11 protein-coding genes are annotated in these 19,922 nt (G+C 60.7%); 3 read left to right on the forward strand and 8 right to left on the reverse strand.

What is annotated here, in order from left to right; genetic code table 11:
* Positions 1-188 precede the first annotated feature (188 nt).
* The 4 genes from G518_RS36890 to G518_RS0125130 all read right to left on the reverse strand — a co-directional run bounded on the left by G518_RS36890 (position 189) and on the right by G518_RS0125130 (position 3,775).
* On the reverse strand, positions 189-1,622 hold the full coding sequence (locus tag G518_RS36890) for a COG3014 family protein (protein WP_051237381.1): 1,434 nt from the start codon (positions 1,620-1,622) through the stop codon (positions 189-191).
* A 63-nt stretch (positions 1,623-1,685) separates the two neighbouring features.
* Entirely contained in the window at positions 1,686-2,588 is a 903-nt protein-coding gene (locus G518_RS0125120; RefSeq protein WP_028604853.1) for a hypothetical protein, read from the reverse strand.
* 11 nt (positions 2,589-2,599) lie between these two features.
* Positions 2,600-3,091: a putative periplasmic lipoprotein gene (locus G518_RS38770; protein ID WP_051237382.1), complete on the reverse strand. Its 492-nt coding sequence runs from the start codon at positions 3,089-3,091 to the stop codon at positions 2,600-2,602.
* Positions 3,092-3,106: 15 nt separating this feature from the next.
* Positions 3,107-3,775, reverse strand: a complete 669-nt coding sequence (locus G518_RS0125130; RefSeq protein ID WP_084652266.1) for a penicillin-binding protein activator LpoB — start codon at positions 3,773-3,775, stop codon at positions 3,107-3,109.
* 491 nt (positions 3,776-4,266) lie between these two features.
* Between G518_RS0125130 and G518_RS38775 the strand changes: the two genes are divergently transcribed.
* From G518_RS38775 to G518_RS40765, 3 genes are all read left to right on the forward strand, one after another.
* Complete coding sequence (locus G518_RS38775) at positions 4,267-9,564, forward strand: IPTL-CTERM sorting domain-containing protein (protein WP_051237383.1); 5,298 nt, start codon at positions 4,267-4,269, stop codon at positions 9,562-9,564.
* Positions 9,565-9,925: 361 nt separating this feature from the next.
* Positions 9,926-11,563, forward strand: a complete 1,638-nt coding sequence (locus G518_RS40760) for a hypothetical protein (RefSeq protein ID WP_028604855.1) — start codon at positions 9,926-9,928, stop codon at positions 11,561-11,563.
* Positions 11,564-11,871: 308 nt separating this feature from the next.
* Positions 11,872-13,545: a hypothetical protein gene (locus tag G518_RS40765; protein WP_211231766.1), complete on the forward strand. Its 1,674-nt coding sequence runs from the start codon at positions 11,872-11,874 to the stop codon at positions 13,543-13,545.
* Positions 13,546-14,023: 478 nt separating this feature from the next.
* Here the strand turns inward: G518_RS40765 and G518_RS0125155 are convergent, their stop codons facing one another.
* The 4 genes from G518_RS0125155 to G518_RS0125170 form a co-directional block, all read right to left on the reverse strand.
* On the reverse strand, positions 14,024-14,989 hold the full coding sequence (locus G518_RS0125155) for a Bug family tripartite tricarboxylate transporter substrate binding protein (protein ID WP_156909540.1): 966 nt from the start codon (positions 14,987-14,989) through the stop codon (positions 14,024-14,026).
* Positions 14,990-15,041: 52 nt separating this feature from the next.
* Complete coding sequence (gene phnN, locus G518_RS0125160; RefSeq protein WP_156909541.1) at positions 15,042-17,120, reverse strand: phosphonate metabolism protein/1,5-bisphosphokinase (PRPP-forming) PhnN; 2,079 nt, start codon at positions 17,118-17,120, stop codon at positions 15,042-15,044.
* Positions 17,121-17,136: 16 nt separating this feature from the next.
* A complete protein-coding gene (gene nadC, locus G518_RS0125165) occupies positions 17,137-17,970 on the reverse strand; it encodes a carboxylating nicotinate-nucleotide diphosphorylase (protein ID WP_028604858.1) in 834 nt (277 codons plus the stop codon).
* 315 nt (positions 17,971-18,285) lie between these two features.
* Positions 18,286-19,482 carry an amidohydrolase family protein gene (locus G518_RS0125170; RefSeq protein WP_028604859.1) on the reverse strand — a complete coding sequence of 399 codons (1,197 nt, stop codon included), beginning with the start codon at positions 19,480-19,482 and terminating at the stop codon, positions 18,286-18,288.
* Between the last annotated feature and the right edge of the window lie 440 nt (positions 19,483-19,922).

Here is a 19,922-nt window from a genome sequence, read left to right on the forward strand (position 1 = left end):
GTGCCAGTGCCAGTGCCAGTGCCAGTGCCACCGGTCGCGTCATCGCCACCGCCGCCGCAGGCCACCAGCATCACGAGAGCTGCTGCCGCAGCCAATAACTTGTACTTTTGCATATGAAACCTCAAAACGAGTTGAATTTGAAAATCACGAAACACCATCTCGATAGGAGAGGGTGGTTACGCAGGCTCTCAGTTCGATGCCTGCGTCACCACCGCTTGCTCCAGTGCCTGGCGGAATGCGGGGTCACGCGCATGCTTTCCGGGCTCGATCGGCCCCGCATCGGCCACAGTGCCGAGCGGTGCGTTGCTGCGGCCCCAATAGAGCTGGCACGAAGGCGTGTCGGCCAGGCGCGTCAGCGTCACAGGTTGGGCACTGCCGCCTTCGGTTTCGACCATGGCGGCCAAGCCAGCCTCCGTCTTGTCGGCTGCCGTGCCCAGCCACACCGTAGCGGGCAGTTGCTCCCACTCACGGATGTCTGCCTGCGTCTGGGTGGACGCTGCCACACCTTGGGCCACCAAGCCCGCGAATAGCCCCAGCAAACCCAGGCCCGCAGCGTTGTTGTTGCCCGAAGCCAAGCCTATATCCATGGCCGCTGCGCCAACGGCACCGGCGACATTGGCTGTGCTCTGCGCGCCATCCTTGAATGCGGCCTTGCCGTCCAGCACGGCGTCTATGGGGCGGCCTCCGCGCGTAGTAGCCTGGAAGCCCAGATCGGCCCCTTGCACCGGGCTGCCCGGCAGGCATTCGCCGCCACCAGCCGCGCAGATAGATTTAACCGCCTGGGGAGACCCCTCATGAGGCTGCCATTTGAGCGCCTCACCGTGTTTGCCGGCGCCGTACTTGAAGGGTGCTCGCCCGGTTTCAAACAGCACGAGTACTGGCTGGTCTACCCGCATGCTGGCGTAACTGGCATCGCCCTTGACGGCCATTTGCAGGAAGTCCTGGGCCAAGTTGGCATTACCGTCGCAGTGGCTGGCCCAACCGGCCATGTAGGGCATGAGGCCGAAGTCGCCCGCGTACTGCTCGGATTCAGCCACTGTGTCTTGGTAATCGGCCTGCTTGAACATGGCCCGCGCGTTCTGGAAATCGCCACGCGCCACATACACCAGGCCCCGGTAGTAGTAAGCCATGGCGCGCTCATAGGGCTCACCCTTGTAGTCCTTGATCTTCTCCGCTGTCCAGAGCGATTTGGCTTTCTGCGCTTCCGCGTTGTCCGCGTAGATTTGATCGATGCGGAAGGTTGCCGCTTCGAAAGCTTTTTCCGCTTCGTCCAGGCGGCCAGCAGCTAGCGCGGCCAGACCAATGCGCTCGTAGTTCAGCGTGGCGTTGCGCTCGCCTTCTATGTACAGGCGCTCATACAACGGGCGCATCTGCGCGTCGGGTATGCGGGCTGAGAGGGCTTCGGCCTGTTGCTTCAACTCCACCGGCACAGATTGGGCCGCGCTCCATCTCTTGGCGGGCGGCGCCGCAGCGGCTTCCGCGGCCTTGGCCTGCTCCGCTTTTTGTTGGCTTTGCATCACTGCCTGGAACAGACTGCCGAACTGCGCATGAGCGGGAAGGCTCAGGGCGGAGATCGCCACAGCCAGGGCGGCCAGACGGTGCTTGGGTTGAATGCGGGACATGTTTTCTCCTCTTGCCTTTTCTGTTTTACGTACGGTGCCGTGTTGATAAAAGTAGCCCTGAGTTCAGCGCGCCAGCGCTTCACCCAAGCGAGCCAGCGTTTGCTCACCCATACGCCGGCCCACATCCGTTGCCGCGTTGCTTTGTGGCGCTTCGCGGTAGCCACCATTCGGATCGGCTTCGAATTTCACGCGAGGAGCCGGAGCATCCTTGGGCTGCTCGCCATCCAGGTACCCCTCAGCCAGAATCACCCCGTCAGCCATGCGTTTGATGGACACGAAGACCGACCAACCCAGCGGTGCGGCGGCGTCGCGGGTGGTGAGCACCTCAATCAGCACTTGAGCATGCGAAGCAATGGCTTCGGCCTCTATCTGCTGGCTGTCTATTTCCTGGCCCCTGGTTTTCTTGCTAGCAGCCAAGGAGCGCATGACCACGTTGCGATCCACCAGCCGCACACCGGCGGACGCCATGGTTTGTTGGAACGCGGCGCGCATTTGCAGATCGGTGCGCTCCACCGGCCCGGTACGCCGCGCCTGGGAGGTCTTGGACTCGCCCACGCTCACCGTGGTGCTGGCTACGGCAGCTCCAGCGGCCTCACCATAAGCCACCCCCAGACCACGCCGCTGCGCGGCCAGGCCAATAGTCTCGCCGTAGCGAGCCTGTACAGAATCCACGCGGGCTTGCGACAGCGTGTTCTGCTCCAGCATGTCGGAATACTCACGGTTCCACAGCACCGCCACGGCAGGCCGCTTTGCCCTGGCATAGGCCGCGGTGAATGCTGCGCGATGAAACGGCCGCGCATCCGTGGCCTGAAGCGGCTCGGGCGCCCGTGTAATCACGTCAGGCTCGCCAGCCCTGTATGCGCTGGCTGGAATGTGTGGTGCCTGAGCCTGGGCATTGGCGGCCAGCGCGAGGCTGAGTGCTCCCGCAGCGGCTGCCGTCAGCACCGCTTTTCTGAAAGATTTCATGGTGAATCTCCTTAGCGCAATGGCCCACCGGGCATCGGCACGGCGTAGCTCTGGCCGGGAGCGAACTGGCTCTGGCCCCGGTTGGCGTCGTAGATCTCCACAGCCACCCCACGAGTGGCCTGCGAAACAGCGCTTTCGCCATATGCCGCCTGGCTGCGCGGCGGCAGATGCACGGTCTTCCAGGAGCTGGGCGGCTCGCTCTGGCCGCGCTCACCGGTGAACCGCGTGCGCATCGAGAGCACCACGTCCACATCGGTACAGTTGTAGACGCTGGCCTGCACCGCAGCCATGCCAGTGCCGGTACGGCTGGTTAAGACCTCGCGCACGCCGATCACTTGCGCCAGCTCAGGCGAAAGCACCTGCGCGTTAGGCCAAGGATTTCCGGCGGCCAGCTGATGCGCCCAGGTGGGGCAGCCTTGCACCGTGAGCGGGGTGGAGGACTGCGTGGCACAGCCAGTGGCCAACGCGGCCAGTGCCAGACAAAGAGTTGTTCGAAGCATCATGGGAACAAGCTCTTTTCAGCGGTAGACCACGTCGTCCGCCGCAGCGCGAGCGACGTCGTAGAAGTTGGACCAAATGATTTCCCTGGTCTCCACATCGATCAGCTCGAAAGTTATCTGCGTGTGGCGCTGCACCAACCCGCTTCTGACATTGCGGCTGTCGTGTGAAGTGATCTTGCCCGTGAGACGGAAGTCCACGCCCGCCACGGCTTTGGTCAGCCCCCTCGTACCCACATCGGTCGTGCCGCTGCGTTTGAGGGCTCGCTCACGCTCGACCATGGCTGTGCTCTGGTCGCTGATGAAACTCATACGGGAACGAGCCGCCCTGTTGAGGTTCACCCTCAGCCGCTCGGTGATCATGTTCTTGTTGATCGCCTGCGAACTCTCGTTGACGAAGTACTGCGCGTCAATTACCACGCGTGGGCGTTTTCCCGTGTCGGCAAAGATAGGCTCGGCCAGAATGTCGCGCATCATCTGGTCAGCCATGGACACGATATCGTGCCCCTCAACGCCAACGCCCGAGACCGGCCCCTTGCGGCTGGGGTCCACCTCCATCGAAGAAACGCCGGTGGCGTTTTGCAGCGGCGGGTTTGTTTGGCAACCCGCCAGTGCAGCCATGGCGAGTAGAACCACTACCGCAGTGACCCGCGTCTCCCACCCTGCCCCGGCAGGCAGCTCTTTGCTCATTCGCATCATGTATTCCCCCAACCCCTTCTAGAAGCTGGCCCTCTTGTTTTACTGATGCGCCTAGCTTTCCCGATCGCCAGCTGGCTGTACATACCGCATTTGCGGTATGGACGGCGATAGAGAGGATTGGAAAACTCGCCGATGCCTTGCAGTAGCCAAAAAAATTATTGGTTCTCACCCGTTCGGGTGATGACGTAACTAGTTACGTTTTCTATGCTGCGCTAAAGCGCCGACAAGGAGCTCTCCATTCCCAGATTGCGGGATGGTGGAGATGGGAGCGTTTGGATGTTGTCGTTTGATCCGAGGTCACTATGAGCGCTGCCACTGTTTGCCCATTTAAAGTTGGGGCTAAGAAACAACACAATAGGCCTTGGTGGCTGCGCTGGTTATTGGTGTTTGCGCTGTTGTGGGGGAGTGTGAGCTCAACGGCGTGGGCGGTAAATGCGTGGGGGTCAGTGGGGCCTGATGGCGGTGACATTCGAGCATTAGCGATGAGCAGTAACGGTCAGACGATCTTCGCTGGCACCTCTCGCGGGGGCCTCTTCAAAAGCATCAACGGCGGAAACTCATGGGCCACCGCCAACACTGGGCTAACCAACCTGTATGTGTCCGCGCTAGCGTTGAGTAGCGACGGACAAACTATCTTCGCCGCCAGCTACGGTGGAGGAGTCTTCAAAAGCACTGACGGCGCAAACTCCTGGGCCGCCGTCAACAATGGGCTGACCAACCTGCGTGCTCACCTCCTGGTGTTGAGTAGCGACGGACAAGCCGTCTTCGTCGGCACCGATGACGGCGGTGTCTTCAAAAGCACCGACGGCGCAAACACCTGGGTCGCCTTCAACAGTGGGCTGCCCGACCTGAGAGTGCGCGCCCTGGCGTTGAGTACCGACGGTCAGACGATCGTCGCCAGCACATCCGGTGGAGGCGTTTTCAAAAGTACCAGCGGTGCAACCTCGTGGGTCGCGGTCAACAATGGGCTTACCTATCCCTATGTATCCGCCCTGGCGTTGACTAGCAACGGACAGACGATCTTTGCTGGCACCTTCCTCGGTATCTTCAGAAGCACCGATGGCGGAAACTCCTGGGCCCAGTTCAACAATGGGCTGCCCAACAAGAACGTGTCCTCTCTAGTGTTGAGTAGCGACGGACAGACTGTCTTCGCTGGCACCGACGGCGGTGCCTTCAAAAGCATCAACGGCGGAACCACATGGACCTCCGTCAACAATGGTCTGACTAACCTGGAAGTGTTCTCCCTGACGTTGAGTAGTGACGGACAGATGGTCTTCGCCGGCACCTACGGCGGCGTCTTCAAAAGCACCAACGGTGGAACCTCCTGGGCTGCTGTCAACAATGGCCTGAACAACCGGGTAATTCGCTCCCTAGCGTTGAGTGCCGACGGCCAGACGATCTTCGCCGGCGCCACCGGCCTCGGGGTCCTCAAAAGCACCAACGGCGGAACCTCCTGGGCTTCCTTCAACAATGGGCTGACCGTTCCGTCTGTTTCCTCCCTGGCGTTGAGTTCCGACGGCCAGACGATCTTCGCCGGCACCTCCAGCGGAGTCTTCAAAACTGCCACCGGAGGCGCCTCCTGGGTCGCCGTCAACAATGGTCTGAACAACCAGGATGTACGCTCCCTGGCGTTGAGTAGCAGCGGGCAGACGATCTTTGCTGGCACCTACGGTGGTGGCGTCTTCAAAAGCAGCAACGGCGGAACTTCGTGGGCCACCTTCAATAACGGGTTGACCAATCAGAATATAGTCTCCCTTGCACTAAGTAGCAACGACCTGATGATCTTCGCCGGCACCGAAGGCGGTGGCGTCTTCAAAACCCTCCACAACGGAAGTTCGTGGGTCACAGTCAACAACGGGCTGTCCAACCCGAATGTGACCTCCCTGGCGCTGAGTAGCAACGGCCAGACGATCTTCACCGGCACCTACGGTGGCATCTTCAAAAGCACTAGTGGCGGAAACTCCTGGGCCGCCGCCAGTACTGGTCTGACCAGCCCATACGTGTCCTCCCTTGCACTGGGCAACGGCGGTCTGACGATCTTTGCTGGCACCTACAACCGCAGCGTCTTCAAAAGCACCAACGGCGCGCTCTCCAGCGAAGCACGTCTGCTTGGCCTCACACTGGCCGCAGGTGGCGACCCCGTCGCCCTTTCCCCCACCTTCAACAGCAACACGCTGAACTACTCAGCCACCGTGCAGGGTGCTAGCGCCACGCTCACCCCTACGGAGTGGATAAACGACGCCACGATCACCATCAACGGTGCTCCTGCCACCAGCGGCACCGCCACAACCCTGGCACTCAACCCAGGCACTAACATGATTTCCGTGCAAGTGACCTCAGGCGACGAAACTTCCACGCGCACTTATACCGTCACTATCACTCGCGAGATCGTCGCACCCGCCGCGCCGACCAACGTACAGGCAGCGCTGGGCCTGCCCGGTTCAGGTCAAGCTTCCGTGAGTTGGACAGCTCCTGCCAGCTCCGGCTCCAGCGCATTGACCGGCTACACCGTCTCGGGAAGCCCCAGCGGTGGGTGCACTGCGGGGCCAGGCCAGACTAGCTGCGTCGTCGCCGGGTTAGTCAGCGGCACGGCTTACAGCTTTGCTGTCACCGCCACTAACGCAGAAGGTGCGAGCACGGGCTCTGCCGTGAGCAACTCCGTTACGCCCCCAAGCACGCAATCCATTAACTTCCCGGTACAGGGTAGCCAGAACTTCTCTATAGGCGGCAGCTTTGCCATCAACCCAGCAGCAGTGGCCTCTTCAGGCTTGGGTGTGACCTACGGCAGCCAGACTGCAGGTGTCTGTACGGTGAGCGGCGCCACGGTCACCGTTGTCAGCGCTGGCACTTGCATCTTGACTGCCAATCAAGGTGGTAACTCGGCTTGGCTACCCGCTGCTCAAGCCACTCAGAGCGTTGCCATCAACAAGGGCATCAACACCATCACCTTCCCCGCTCAAGGCAATCAGACTTATTCAACAGGCGGTACGTTTGCTCTGAGCCCCGCATCTGCTGCATCAGGCTTGGCAGTGACCTACTCCAGCCTGACCTCCCCCGTTTGCACGGTGGCGGGCTCCTCGGTCAGTATGCTGGGGGCTGGCACTTGCACCATCGCTGCTAATCAAGCCGGCGACGCGAACTGGGCCGTCGCTACGCAGGTAACGCAGACCATCTCGATTCAGAAGGGGGTCAACACCATCACCTTCCCTGCTCAAAGTAATCAGACTTACTCTACAGGCGGTAGCTTCGCTCTCAGCCCTGCTTCGGCTGCTTCAAGCCTTGGCGTGACCTACAGCAGCCTGACCACTGGTGTATGCAATGTCTCCGGCTCCATGGTGGCCATGCTCACTGCAGGCACCTGCACCATTGCGGCCAATCAGGCAGGTAATGCCAATTGGGCAGTAGCCACACCGGTCACTCAGAACATCACCCTTCAAAAGGGCACCAACACCCTGACGTTCCCAACTCAAGGCAACCAGACCTTCTCGCCCAATGGCACCTTTGCCATCACTCCTGCGACAGCCACCTCTACCCTGGCGCCCAGCTACAGCAGCTTGACTCTGAGCGTGTGTACGGTCTCTGGCTCCAGCGTCACGATGATCACTGCTGGTACCTGCACCCTGGCGGCCAACCAGGCTGGTGACACCAACTGGGCTGCTGCCACGCAGGTGACGCAAGGTGTGAGCATTCAAAAGGGTGTCAACACGATCAGCTTCCCAGCGCAGGGCAATCAGAGCTATACATCGGGTGGTAGCTTCGCGCTGAGCCCGGCCACGGCTGCTTCAGGCTTGGCGGTGAGCTACAGCAGTTTGAGCACCTCGGTGTGCACAGTGGCAGGCTCAAGCGTGACGATGTTGGCTGTGGGTACCTGCACGATTGCAGCTAACCAAAGCGGAGATGCCAACTGGGCCGTTGCTACGCAGGTGACGCAGAGCGTTGCCATCGGCAAGGGCACCAACACCATTACGTTCCCTGCACAAGGCAACCAGACTTACTCAACTGGCGGTACGTTTGCCATCAGCCCTGCATCCGCCACATCAGGCTTGGCAGTGACGTACTCAAGTTTGACCGCTGGCATTTGCACCATAGCGGGCTCCACCGTGAGCATGCTGGGCGCGGGTACATGCACCATCGCTGCAAACCAAGCTGGAGACAGCAACTGGAATGTAGCCACCCCGGTAACACAGACCATCTCCGTTGCCAAAGGTCTCAATACCATCACCTTCCCCGCGCAAAGTGGTCAGACCTACACCTCGGGTGGTACCTTTGCCATCAGCCCCGCTTCAGCCTCTTCAAGCCTCGGTGTCACCTACAGCAGCTTGACCACTGGGGTGTGCAATGTCTCCGGTTCAATGGTGGCCATGCTGACTGCAGGCACCTGCACGGTGGCTGCAGATCAGGCGGGCGATGCCAACTGGGCTGTCGCCGCACGGATGACACAGAACATCGCCATTCAGAAGGGGGCCAACACCATCACGTTCCCGGCGCAGGCTAACCAGACCTATGCAAGCAACGGCACCTTCGCCCTGACTCCAGCGTCTGCCTCATCCGGCTTGGCCGTGCTTTACAGCAGCTCGACTCCGGCGGTGTGCTCTGTGGCTGGCTCGACTGTGACCATGCTCACTGCAGGTACCTGTACGGTGGCTGCCGATCAAGCCGGAGACACGAATTGGGTGGCCGCTGCGCCAGTCACTCAGAACGTCACCATAGACAAAGGCGGGAACACCATTAACTTCCCCGCTCAGGCTGACCAGACCTACTCGGCTGGCGGTACGTTCCCTGTGAGCCCAGCAGCCACCGCAGTATCTGGATTGGCTGTGACCTACAGCAGTTCATCCGCCAGTGTGTGTACGGTTGCAGGTGGAACTGTGAGCATAGTGGGGGCTGGGATCTGCGCCCTGGCCGCTGATCAAGCGGGTGATGCGAACTGGGCGGCTGCCGCTCAGGTCACGCAAAACGTGAGGATTCTTGCTGTAACACCTGGTGCACCGACCAACGTGCAAGCGACACCTACCGCTCCTGGCCAAGTGACCGTGACCTGGACACCACCGGCCAACACAGGCGGCGGAATCACTGGCTATGTGGTCACTGCGCAACCCGGCGGGAGCACCTGCACGCCTACACCTGCCACAGCCACTACCTGCACATTCACCGGGTTGACCAATGGACAGACCTACACCTTCACGGTAGAGGCTCTCAATGAAGCAGGCAGCAGCACACCACCTACGCCCTCTAACCCTGCCACTCCGCTGGCTGACTCCAAATCGTTCTCTGCTCTCACACCTACCGGCTCCGGTACCTTGACAGGAACTGTGACCGGGGGTGGCAGCACCTGCCGCTTTGAACATGTGCGCGTGATGGCAGTGGGCGATGCCGCTACCGCGCCGCCGTCGAGCTTAAGCCTCCCGCACGGGTTGCTGGACTTTGCGCTGGCAGGGTGTGATCCAACGGATGTGACGCTCACGCTCACTTACCCCAGTGCCTTGCCTCAGGGAGTGCGGTATTGGAAGCTGAACGCTGGTGCGTGGGCGCCCTACAGCAACGCTGTGGCCCAGCCGGGCAGCAGCACCGTCACGCTGACGCTGCGCGATGGCGGGCAGGGTGATGACGACGGGCTGGTCAATGGCCGGATTGTGGATCCCGGGCAGGTGGGGGTCATGAGCTCTCAGCTGGTTACCCCTACGCCTGTGCCAACCTTATCGACATGGGGCCTGGCAATGCTTGGCCTGGTGCTCGCTTGGCTGGGGATGGGTAGGAAATACCAGTTACGCGCGAGATAGGGCTCTGATGCGTCGGTGCGATGGAGATCGGGGAATGCCGAGCGGGAGCTCGGCGGTCCCAGGGGCTGGCAGCTGACATGGCGCGCGGGCGGCCCGACCACCGCAACTGCATTTTTGGCATGAGCTCATCGAGAGGGAAGCTAACCCTTTCAGATCTACCACGCAAAAAGCGGGCAACAAAAGAGGGCTCATTCCATGCTTATCACCCGTTCGGGTGATGACATAACTGGTTACGTTTTCTATTCTTCGCGTAAGCGCCAGAAAAAGGCCGTTCCGACCGAAATTGCGGACAGGCGGCTATAGGGGCGCTTGGACAGACTAGCAACCTCGCTCGCAGAATTTTTTAAAAGGCATCACTTCCATGATTACTCATTCCACCAAGCTTCGGCGCTGCGCCATTCTGGCTAGCGCCGTTTTCGCTCTAGCTGCATGCGGCGGCGGTGATGATGCTCCGGCGCCAACCCCTGGGCCTACCCCAGCGCCAACGCCCGCACCTACGCCAGCCCCAACACCCGCGCCTACCCCAGCGCCTACCCCAGCGCCAACGCCGGCGCCTACGCCTGCCCCCACACCCGCACCTACGCCAGCGCCCACTCCTGCCCCAACTCCTGCACCTGTACCGCTGGCCCCGACAGCCGAGCTCCTGCCGAAATTCATACAAGCTCAGGAAGCCATCACGAAGACCGCATTGCCGGCGACCGGCGAAGCTCGCTACGCCGGGTCAGACGCTTGTGTGCTGGACGACGGTTACACCCGCGCGCTTCAAATCTCAGAGTGGAACCAGAGCCAGACCGAGTTCAGTATTACCAACGCCTACTTGGTGGGCCGCAAGCTCAGCAACGCGCAAGTGGTGGCCGAACGCGAAATCACCAACGCCGACGGCTCCAAGCGCCGCGAGGTGGATGTCAGCTACGACGAAACCTTCACCGACGGCACCAGCAGGCAAAACCCCCTGGTAACACTGGTGGCTGGCAGTTCATCCGGCAGCTGCGCCACTCCGCAAGATGGGCCCGAGCTGCGCCTTCTGGGCAATGGCAAGATTGTTGGAGCGCGCGTGAGAGCACGCAATGCTGTGTGGTCTGAGTACAGCATCAACACCGTGAATGGCTTGCCCACCCGCTTTCAGCAGCGGCGCGAGGTGCGCTTCCTTGTTAACGACCCCGCAGCCAAAGCAACCTACGCTGTGGTGCGCTGGACCGCGACCAATGGAAGCGAGATGTCGCTCAAGCTGCTCTCTCCTCGTGTGTCACGCGATGCGCCAGAAATGCAGGGCAAAAGCGGCAACGCCAATTACGCTGATACGGATTCCTTCCGCAATTGCCGCTCTAGCACTGACAACATTGCAGCGAATGCAGCCACCGCAGATTGCACGGGGCTGGGCACAGCTGGAAACGTATGGGGAGCCACATTCAATGACCCCAACACCCCGGCGCATACAGCTGCTGCTCGGGATGCCGCTTACGATACTTTGGGCTTGAACCAAGGTGCGCAGTTCACGATTGACGTCTATGCCGACGACGGCTGGAAAACCATCAACGGCCAGCAGAGCAAGACGCCGATTGCGACGTATAAGACCACGCTGGCACGCACGCCGGCGACCTTTGCGCACATGATGTCAACTGGGGACTACGGCGGATACCCTCTCACCACTGGCACTCCCTCGCGCAGTCCACTGCAACTCGCTGGTGATTTCAGGGGTGCTGGCAGCCAGTTGACTCTCGCCTGGGCAGACCCCAAAGTGAAGCTTGTGGGAGCTCCCACCATGGCAGCTGTAACGCTGAATTCATTCGCTCAGGGTCCGAAAGTAGGTGCCACGGGCGGCTTCCCATTGGTTAGATCCGGTCCGGCATACGCGACACTTTCCCCGGCTGCCAAATCAGCGACCATGCTGATCGTCGGAAAACCTGCTGGCGCCTCCGCGACCACCTATGGAGAGTTCTCGCTCACCTACTCTGATCGCCGCGGTTTGGAGTTCTTGTTGGGATTCAGATACCAGTGATGCAAGGCCCGCCCCTGCGGGGGCGGGTTTAACCTCAAAAGCCCAGGGGGCAGCTTCATGCCTCCACCTGAAGGGCGGCCTTCAGCAACGCGCGCTCCGATCAATGGTGCCTTTGTATTGCGCGTTGCATGTCTGATACCTCAATGCATTGAATCGGTAATCACCGCTCGGGGTGGTCTGAACCGGCCGAAGCGCGGCGCGAGACATCGGAAGGAAGCTCTCCCTACCGCAATTGCGGGATGGCGGCGAAGGAGACGTTTGGACAGACTAAGGCGTGTTCACCGAATTCTTTGAAAGGCATCACTTCCATGATTACGCATTCCACCAAGCTTCGGCGCTGCGCCATTCTGGCTAGCGCCGTTTTCGCTCTAGCTGCATGCGGCGGAGGTGATGATGATCCGGCGCCTACACCGGCGCCAACGCCAACGCCCGCACCCACGCCGGCACCTACGCCAGCCCCGACTCCTGCACCAACCCCAGCGCCAACCCCAGCACCCACGCCGGCGCCTACGCCAGCCCCAACTCCTGCACCGACCCCAGCACCTACACCCGCGCCGACTCCTGCCCCAACACCGGCACCCACACCTGCACCTGCGCCGCTGGCCCCTAGTGCCGAACTCCTCCAGAAATTCGTACAAGCTCAGGAAGCCATCACGAAAACCGCATTGCCCGCAGCAGGCGAGGCTCGCTACGCCGGATCAGACGCTTGTGTTCTGGACGATGGCTACACCCGCGCACTTCAAATCGCCGAGTGGAATCAGAGCCAGGCAGAGTTCAAGATCACCAACGCCTACTTGGTGGGCCGCACATTCAGCAATGCGAAGGTGTTGGCCGAACGCGAAATCACCAACGCCGACGGCTCCAAGCGCCGCGAAGTGGATGTCAGCTACGACGAAACCTTCACTGACGGCACAAGCAGGCAGAACCCCCTGGTGACGCTGGTGGCTGGCAGTTCATCTGGCAGCTGCGCCACCCCGCAAGTTTCGCCCGAGCTACGCCTTCTGGGCAACGGCAAGGTAGTGGGCACGCGCGTGAGAGCACGCAATGCGGTGTGGACTCAATACCCCATCAACAATGCTCCAACCGTGGCCCCTGTCGTAGAGGAGCGGCGCGAGGTGCGCATGCTCATCAACGACCCCGCCGCCAAAGCGACCTACGCGGTGGTGCGCTGGGCTGCGGGCAATGGCAGCCAAATGTCACTTAAGCTTCTCTCACCTCGAGTGGCGCGTGATGCGCCGGAAATGCAGGGCAAACGCGGGAATGCTAATTACGCCGACACAGACGCGTTCCGCAATTGCCGCTCCAATGCTGACAACAGTCTGGCCAATGCGGCCACCGCAGATTGCACGGGGCTGGGCTTGGGCGGGAACGCGTGGGGAAGCTCATTGACTTATGAGATGTACACCACGCCCTTGCCGCAAACCGTGAGCGCGAGGGATACAGCCTTTGACTCCTGGGGCTTCAAACAAAGTGCACAGTTCACGATTGATGTCTATGCCGACGACGGCTGGAAAACCATCAATGGCCAGCAGGGTAAGACGCCAATTGCGAGCTATACGACAACACTGGCGCGCACGCCTTTCACCTTCGCGAAATCTTCAGCTGAAGGCTTTGGCGTGTACCCCCTCATCAGCAACCAGCCTTCACGCAATACGATGGAGCTCGCAGATGATTTCAGGGGCAGCGGTAGCCAGTTGACTTTCGGTTGGTCAGCCCCAAAGCCGACTCTTGTAGGAGCTCCTCCCTTGGCGGCTACGGCGCTGACTTCATTCGCTCAAGGACCGAAGGTGGGCGCCACAGGAGGCTTCCCGCTGGTTAGATCACCTTTTGCATACGCGGCACTTACCGTAGGCTCTAATTCAGCGACTTTGCCGATCGTTGGAAAACCTGCTGGTGCTTCAGCGACCAGCTATGGAGAGTTCACGCTCACCTATGCGGATCGCCGTGGCTTGGAAGTGATGTTGGGCTTCCGATTCCAGTGATATGAGGCCCGCCCCGGCCAGGGGCGGGTTTAACCTCAAAAGCTCAGAGGGCAGCTTCTGGCCCTTGCTTGAGGGGGCGGCTTAAGGGGCGAGTCGGCGGAAGTGTCTTTGCCGATGAGTCTCTTTCGTCATCCCCTTCTCGCCATCTCCCTTATCGTAATCCCGGTCTCGTCATCCCCGGATGGCCGGCCCCGCGCGCAGGCGGGGATCGAGGGTTAAGAAGCACCGCACTCGCAGACGACCGGGTCAATTAGCGCCGATTAGAGAGTGTGTGATTAGGGCACGTTGCGTCAGGTAATCCTGGATCCCCGGATGGCCGGTCACGGGTCAGTGAGAATCCAGGGTCTTTGGAGTTCGGGGATGCCGAGCGGGAGTTCGGCGGTCCCAGCGGGGGACCAACCGTTAGCGCGGTGGCAGACCGTCAACGCGGGGGCGAACCGTTAAGGCGGCGGCAGGCCTCCGGGGTGGCGGGCGGCGCTTAGTCCAGCTTCAGGCCCATCTTGTTGGTTAACTGGCTGAAGCGGTCAATGTCATCCCACACGATCTTCTTGAAGGTGTCGGGTGAATCGTTGACCACCACGTAGAGCAACTGGGTCATCCTATCCTTGATCTCCTTGCTCTGAACGATGGTGGCGACGTCGGCGTTGATCTTGTCGATCACGGCTTTGGGCGTATTGGCCGGAGCCAGAAGACCATGCCATTGATCCAACTCATAGCCCGGATGGCCTTGTTCAGCCACCGAGGGAACCGCAGGCAGGAATGGCGAACGTGCCTTGGATGTAACGCCCAAGGCACGTGCCTTGCCCGAGGTGATGTATTGCATGGCCGATGAGGCCGTGACGATGGCGGAGCTCACTTGCCCGCCCAGAAGATCGACCAATGCCGGGCCGCAACCACGATAAGGCACGTGCTGAAGCTTGACCTGGCTGTCGGCCGCGAGCATCTCGCCGGCAAGATGCTGAGGCGTTCCGTTTCCGCAGGAGGCAAAGGTCACGTGACGGCCTGATTTCGCAGCGGCCACCATGTCTTTGAGGTTTTGATAAGGCGAATCTGGTGGAACCAGGAACACCGAGGGCACGTAGGCCACATTGATCACGGGCGCGAAATCCGCCTTGGGATCGAAGGGGAGTTTGCGGAACACGCCAGGGTTCACGGCAAACGAGCTGTTAACCATGAGCAGGGTGTAGCCGTCTGCCGGGCTACGTGCCACGGCTTGCGCACCAATGTTGCCGCTTGCGCCTGCGCGGTTTTCCACCACCACGCTCTGCTTCCAGGTTTTTTGCAGCTCGGTGCCCAGCAGCCTAGCGAGCAAATCAGTTCCGCCGCCAGGCGGAAAGGTCACGATGATGGTGACTGGCTTGTCTGGGAAGTCCGCCGCCAACGCGGGAGTGAACGGTACCGCCAAAGCGGCCAGACAAGCGAACAAACGACTAATCGGCTTCATGAAAAACCTCCTGCAAAGCAGTAACGCGTGGGAAAAACTTTTGTTGACTGACCTAATCCATACCGTGTGCAATACCGCTGGCCTGCTCAGCCAGATGAGCAGCCGCTTCCAGATCTGACGCGGCACTGGCGTGGATGGTGTAGAGAACTTGGCCCTTAACCACTTCCTCACCAAGCCCTGCAGCCAGATGGATGCCGGCAGCTTTGTCCGCGGGTGCACCAGCTCGGCGCGCCACTTCACTGATGCGGGCGATATCAATACTCCGAATACGACCATGCCCTCTGGCACGCACGAAATGTGCCAATGCAGCGGGTTGAACCGGCTCTGCGCGGCGGCCTTGGGCGTCAATGATTTCTTCGAATTTTTCCAGGGCGGCGCCTGAACGCAGCAGCTCTTCGGCTCGGGCCAGGCCGGCCTCGTAGTGTCCAAGCGCAGGATCCCAAGCCAGGATGTGAGCTGCAAACGCGAGCGCCTTGGTGCGTAGGTCAACGGGGGCATTTGGTGCACTGCTCAGCACCTGCCGCACATCCTGCACTTCCAGCGCCGGACCAATGCCGCGCCCGATAGGGGCGGAGCCATCCGTCGCATGTGCTTGCACCACCAGACCCAGGGCTTGACCCACAGTTTCAAAGAGCCGCGCCAACTCACTTGCCTCAGCCAGCGTCTTCAACTTGGCTTGCGGGCCCCAGGGCAGATCCACGATGACGTGGGTGGAGCCTGCGCTGAGTTTCTTGGAAAGAATGGAAGCCACGGACCAGCGGTTGGAGTCAATGCCCAGCGGCCGCGTGATGTGGTTCATCACATCATCCAGCGCGGAGTGATTGAGCCGCCCATTCCAGGCAATGCAGCCTTTTGTGCGTTGCACGGTTTCCCTCACTTCGGCTGCAGTGAGATCGACACGCGCCACAGCCTCCATGGCGTCAGCGGTGCCAGCGGCTGACGTGATGGCGCGTGAGGATGTCTTGGGAATCAACAATCCATGCGCGGCCACGATGGGGATCACGATGAGGGTGATGCGGCTACCGGGAATGCCACCCATGGAATGCTTGTCCACGACGATGGGCGCATTCCAATCAATGCGGGGCATGAAGGAAGCGCGCACCCGCGCAAGCGCCACCACTTCACGGTCGCTTAGCGAACGCGTTGCAGCGACCAGAAAAGCGGCGACTTCGCTATCCGGGTAGCGGCCTTGCAAGATGTCTTCCAGCAAGAGCGCGTACTGCGCTTCGCTGAGAGCATGGCCTTGGATTTTTTCACGCAGGGCTTGGCGGCTTTCCGGTGCGGGCGTGCGCCGAATGTCTACTCGCGTGCCTTGTGCCAAAGCCAGTGATTCAAACGCGTGGACCGACAGGCCAATCTCATCGGCTGCCAATGCCGGGCCGCCCAACGTCATATGCACGCTGGCGGTGATGCTGCGCGATGGGCCTTCAATGGAGATCCGCCCTGGGCCGAGATAGTCGGCTGCGCCCACCACGCTGTCTTGCGGGAGGTAGGCCACGCGCTCGCGCCAGGTGTCAACGGGATAGGGAACTATCTTCAAGCTCCGCTGCGCGCTGTCGATAGCTGCCAGCAGTTTCTCTCTGCCTTCATCGATCGTGCCGTCGTTATGAATGTCAAACAGCTGTACGCCCTCCGGCACAGCCAGGGTGACTTCGCGCCGCAGGCGTTGGGCGACTTGCTCGCCCTCTTCACGACCGCGTTCAAGGATTCGCTCAGCCAAGGCCCCACGGTCTGCCGAGATGTGCAGCACCACCAGGCGCGGCACGCGGCCAGCCAACTCGGCAATCACACCGCGCGATCCATTGGCGATCACGTGACGGCCACCTTGAAGCTCATTGGCCAATGTAGCCGGCAGCCCATAGCGCAAACCATGGGCAGACCAGGTGATCAAAAAGCGCCCAGCCTGTTCGTCTTGCGCAAATTGCTCATCGGTAGCGGCGGTGTGTTGCTCACCACCGGCGTCAGCAGGCCGCGTGATCACCCTGGTGGCAAACACGTGGCGGCCGGCTGGCACCAAGGCGGCGCGTGCACCGTCGATCAAGGTGTCTTTGCCGGCGCCGCTCGGGCCCACCACGAGAAAGAATATGCCCGGGGGTACGGGCCGCGTGCCTGACACGGTGGATTCGTTCACGACCTTTAAGCCAGGCTCAAGCTGCGTCTAGCCCGATGTCGACCGCTGGTGCGGACTGGTGCGTTCTGGAAGTGGAGATGTAGTCCACACCCGTTTCCGCAATGGGGCGAATGGTGTCCAGACGGATGCCGCCGGAGGCTTCCAGCTTGGTGCGGCCGCCCACAATTTTGACGGCCTGCGCCATGTCTGCCACTGACATGTTGTCCAGCATGATCACATCGACCTGCGCTGCCAGCGCTTCCTCCACCTGCTCCAGGCGATCGCATTCGATCTCCAGTTTGGTGAGCACAGGAAGCTGACGGCGTGCGCGCTCCACTGCCTTGGCGATGCCACCGCACACAGCGATGTGGTTGTCTTTCACCATCACGCCGTTGTCCAGACCCAGCCTGTGGTTCAAGCCGCCACCGCAGGTGACAGCGTGCTTTTCAAGCATGCGCAAGCCAGGTGTGGTTTTGCGTGTGTCGATCAAGCGCGCATGGGTGCCCTTGATCACCTCTACATAGCGCAAGGTTTCAGTGGCGATGCCGCTCATGCGCTGGATGATGTTGAGCGAAGTGCGTTCTGCGGTCAGCAAGCTGCGCGCGCTACCGGTGACTTCCAGCAAGCGGGTGCCTTTTTCTACGCGTTGGCCATCGCGCACCAGGGTCTTGACCTGGACATCTGCGTCGTAGCGGCGAAACACGCGTGCCGCCACATCTACACCGGCCACCACGATGGATTCGCGTGCATTCATCTGGAATGCGGCGGTTTCATCAGCCTCGATCATCAGCTGCGCCGTGAGGTCGCAATAGCCGATGTCTTCTGTCAGCCACATATCGATCAGGCGATCAACTTGAAAATTGTCGTACATGAGAGCTCCTGGGTTTTAAAAATGCTTGGCCGGCGCCAACCCAGGCTTGTGAGGTACCAATGTACTGATGCACTGATATACCGATGCGTGGGCTGGCATGAAATTCTTTTTACATTCATGGAGTACATACTTCATGAAACTGGTGTCATCTTAAAAGCCACCTCCTTCAGAGTCAATCCGGGAACACACAGGAATGGCCCCGTGTTTTCCCTAGAATCATTCCTGCAGCATCATGAAAATTTGATTCCGTTGGGGCCTGTCGAAACCCTTCGACAGGCTCAGGGCGAACGGTTAATACGTCAAGGCGTCGGCTCACTAATGACCGGCAACGACCTGTGGCACTTCGGTCGCTGGTGGCGTGTTGCGGCTGCGTCCGCAGCGCACAAGGCCGTCGATCATCACCATGCCAACGCCGGGCAGATCGCCCAGTTGCACGCTCTCCAGCAGGGTCTGGCCAGCGGTGTGCTGCGCGCGATCCATGAAGACGAAATCCGCTGCACGGCCCACCTCGATCAGGCCGCAATTGAGATTGCGCATGCGCGCTGTATTGCCAGTGGCAAAGCAGAACACGAGCTCGGCTGGGATATCTGCCATGGAAGAAATTAGCGCGATCATGCGCAGGATGCCTAGCGGCTGAACGCCCGATCCAGCCGGGCCGTCTGTACCCAGGAGCACGCGGTGCGGACACTTCAGTTCTATGGCCGCGCGCGCCGCGCCAATGGCCACTTTCTCGTTGCCGTTGTGCACGATCTCAATGCCTCGTGTGCTTTGCTCGCACAGATCGCACACGTGTTTCATGGGCAGGGAGGTGTGGCCTCCATTGATGTGGCCAATGATGTCTGCATCAGCCTCCAGCACGGTCTCCTTATCGATGTAGCCAGAGCCAGGCACCGAAGGGCCTCCGGTGTGGATGGTGCTCTGAATGCCGTGTTTACGGGCCCAGGCGACCATCTCCTTGGCTTCGTAGCCCGCCTTCACGGAGCCCAGGCCAATTTCGCCCAGCAAGCTCACACCGGCTTCAGCCAGTTCTTTGAAATCGCTCTCCACCATGCCTTTTTCGATCACGGGCGCGCCTGCCAGGACCTTCACGCCGCCGGGGCGGAAAGAGTCGAAGGCACGCTGCGCAGTGATGGCCAGCGCCTTCAGGCCTACGATGTCTTTGGGGCGGCCGGGGTAGTGGACTTCACCGGCGGAGATCATGGTGGTCACGCCGCCGTTCATGCTGGATTCGATCCAGTTGAGCTGGCTTTGGCGGGGTGTCCAGTCGCCGGCCACGGGGTGTACGTGGCTGTCTATCAGGCCGGGGGCTAGGCTGGTTTTACGGGCGTCTATGGTGGTTTTGGCGTCGGTGGTGTCGCAGTCTTTGAACTTGCCTACGGCGGTGATGATGCCGTCCTGGATGATGATGGTTTCGGCATCGAGGATGGGGCGGTCAATGTCGCCTGATAGAAGCAGGCCGATGTTCTTGATGACTACTTTGCCGGATTTTTCGCCGACGGGAATGTCTGCCATGTGGGGCTCCTTTTGTTGTGTTTTGGGGTTTAACTCCCTCTCCCTCTGGGAGAGGGTGGGGGTGAGGGCAGGCGGCGGTGGATTTAGGCGCTGCGGGTGTCTTAGCTCCCTCTCCCTCTGGGAGAGGGTGGGGGTGAGGGCAAGCGGCGGTGGATTTAGGCGCGGCGGTTGCTAATTGCCTTCTGCTCTTCTCTTGAAGTCGGAGGCCGGGAATTGCGCCCGGCTGCGCAGTCTCTTTCTTTTGCGTCGCCAAAAGAAAGAAACCAAAGAAAAGGCGACCCCACTTGCCGTGTCCCTGCGCTGCGCTCCGGGCAACCTGCGGTGCTCGGCCAATGCGCGGTGCGGCAGAACTCACTTTGTTCGCTTCGCTCTCTACGTTCAAACAGCTGCCGCAAGCTAGTTCACGAAGCAAGAGCATCTTGCAGTGCTCTTGCCCGCCC

The sequence above is a fragment of the Ottowia thiooxydans DSM 14619 genome, assembly GCF_000422885.1.
Taxonomy (GTDB): Bacteria; Pseudomonadota; Gammaproteobacteria; order Burkholderiales; family Burkholderiaceae_C; genus Ottowia; species Ottowia thiooxydans.

Excerpts from the sequence above, each read along its gene's own strand:
- G518_RS36890 (WP_051237381.1), bottom strand. The coding sequence starts at position 1,622 with ATGTCCCGCATTCAACCCAAGCACCGTCTGGCCGCCCTGGCTGTGGCG.
- G518_RS0125120 (WP_028604853.1), bottom strand. The coding sequence starts at position 2,588 with ATGAAATCTTTCAGAAAAGCGGTGCTGACGGCAGCCGCTGCGGGAGCA.
- G518_RS38770 (WP_051237382.1), bottom strand. The coding sequence starts at position 3,091 with ATGATGCTTCGAACAACTCTTTGTCTGGCACTGGCCGCGTTGGCCACT.
- G518_RS0125130 (WP_084652266.1), bottom strand. The coding sequence starts at position 3,775 with ATGAGCAAAGAGCTGCCTGCCGGGGCAGGGTGGGAGACGCGGGTCACT.
- G518_RS38775 (WP_051237383.1), top strand. The coding sequence starts at position 4,267 with ATGAGCAGTAACGGTCAGACGATCTTCGCTGGCACCTCTCGCGGGGGC.
- G518_RS40760 (WP_028604855.1), top strand. The coding sequence starts at position 9,926 with ATGATTACTCATTCCACCAAGCTTCGGCGCTGCGCCATTCTGGCTAGC.
- G518_RS40765 (WP_211231766.1), top strand. The coding sequence starts at position 11,872 with ATGATTACGCATTCCACCAAGCTTCGGCGCTGCGCCATTCTGGCTAGC.
- G518_RS0125155 (WP_156909540.1), bottom strand. The coding sequence starts at position 14,989 with ATGAAGCCGATTAGTCGTTTGTTCGCTTGTCTGGCCGCTTTGGCGGTA.
- nadC (WP_028604858.1), bottom strand. The coding sequence starts at position 17,970 with ATGTACGACAATTTTCAAGTTGATCGCCTGATCGATATGTGGCTGACA.
- G518_RS0125170 (WP_028604859.1), bottom strand. The coding sequence starts at position 19,482 with ATGGCAGACATTCCCGTCGGCGAAAAATCCGGCAAAGTAGTCATCAAG.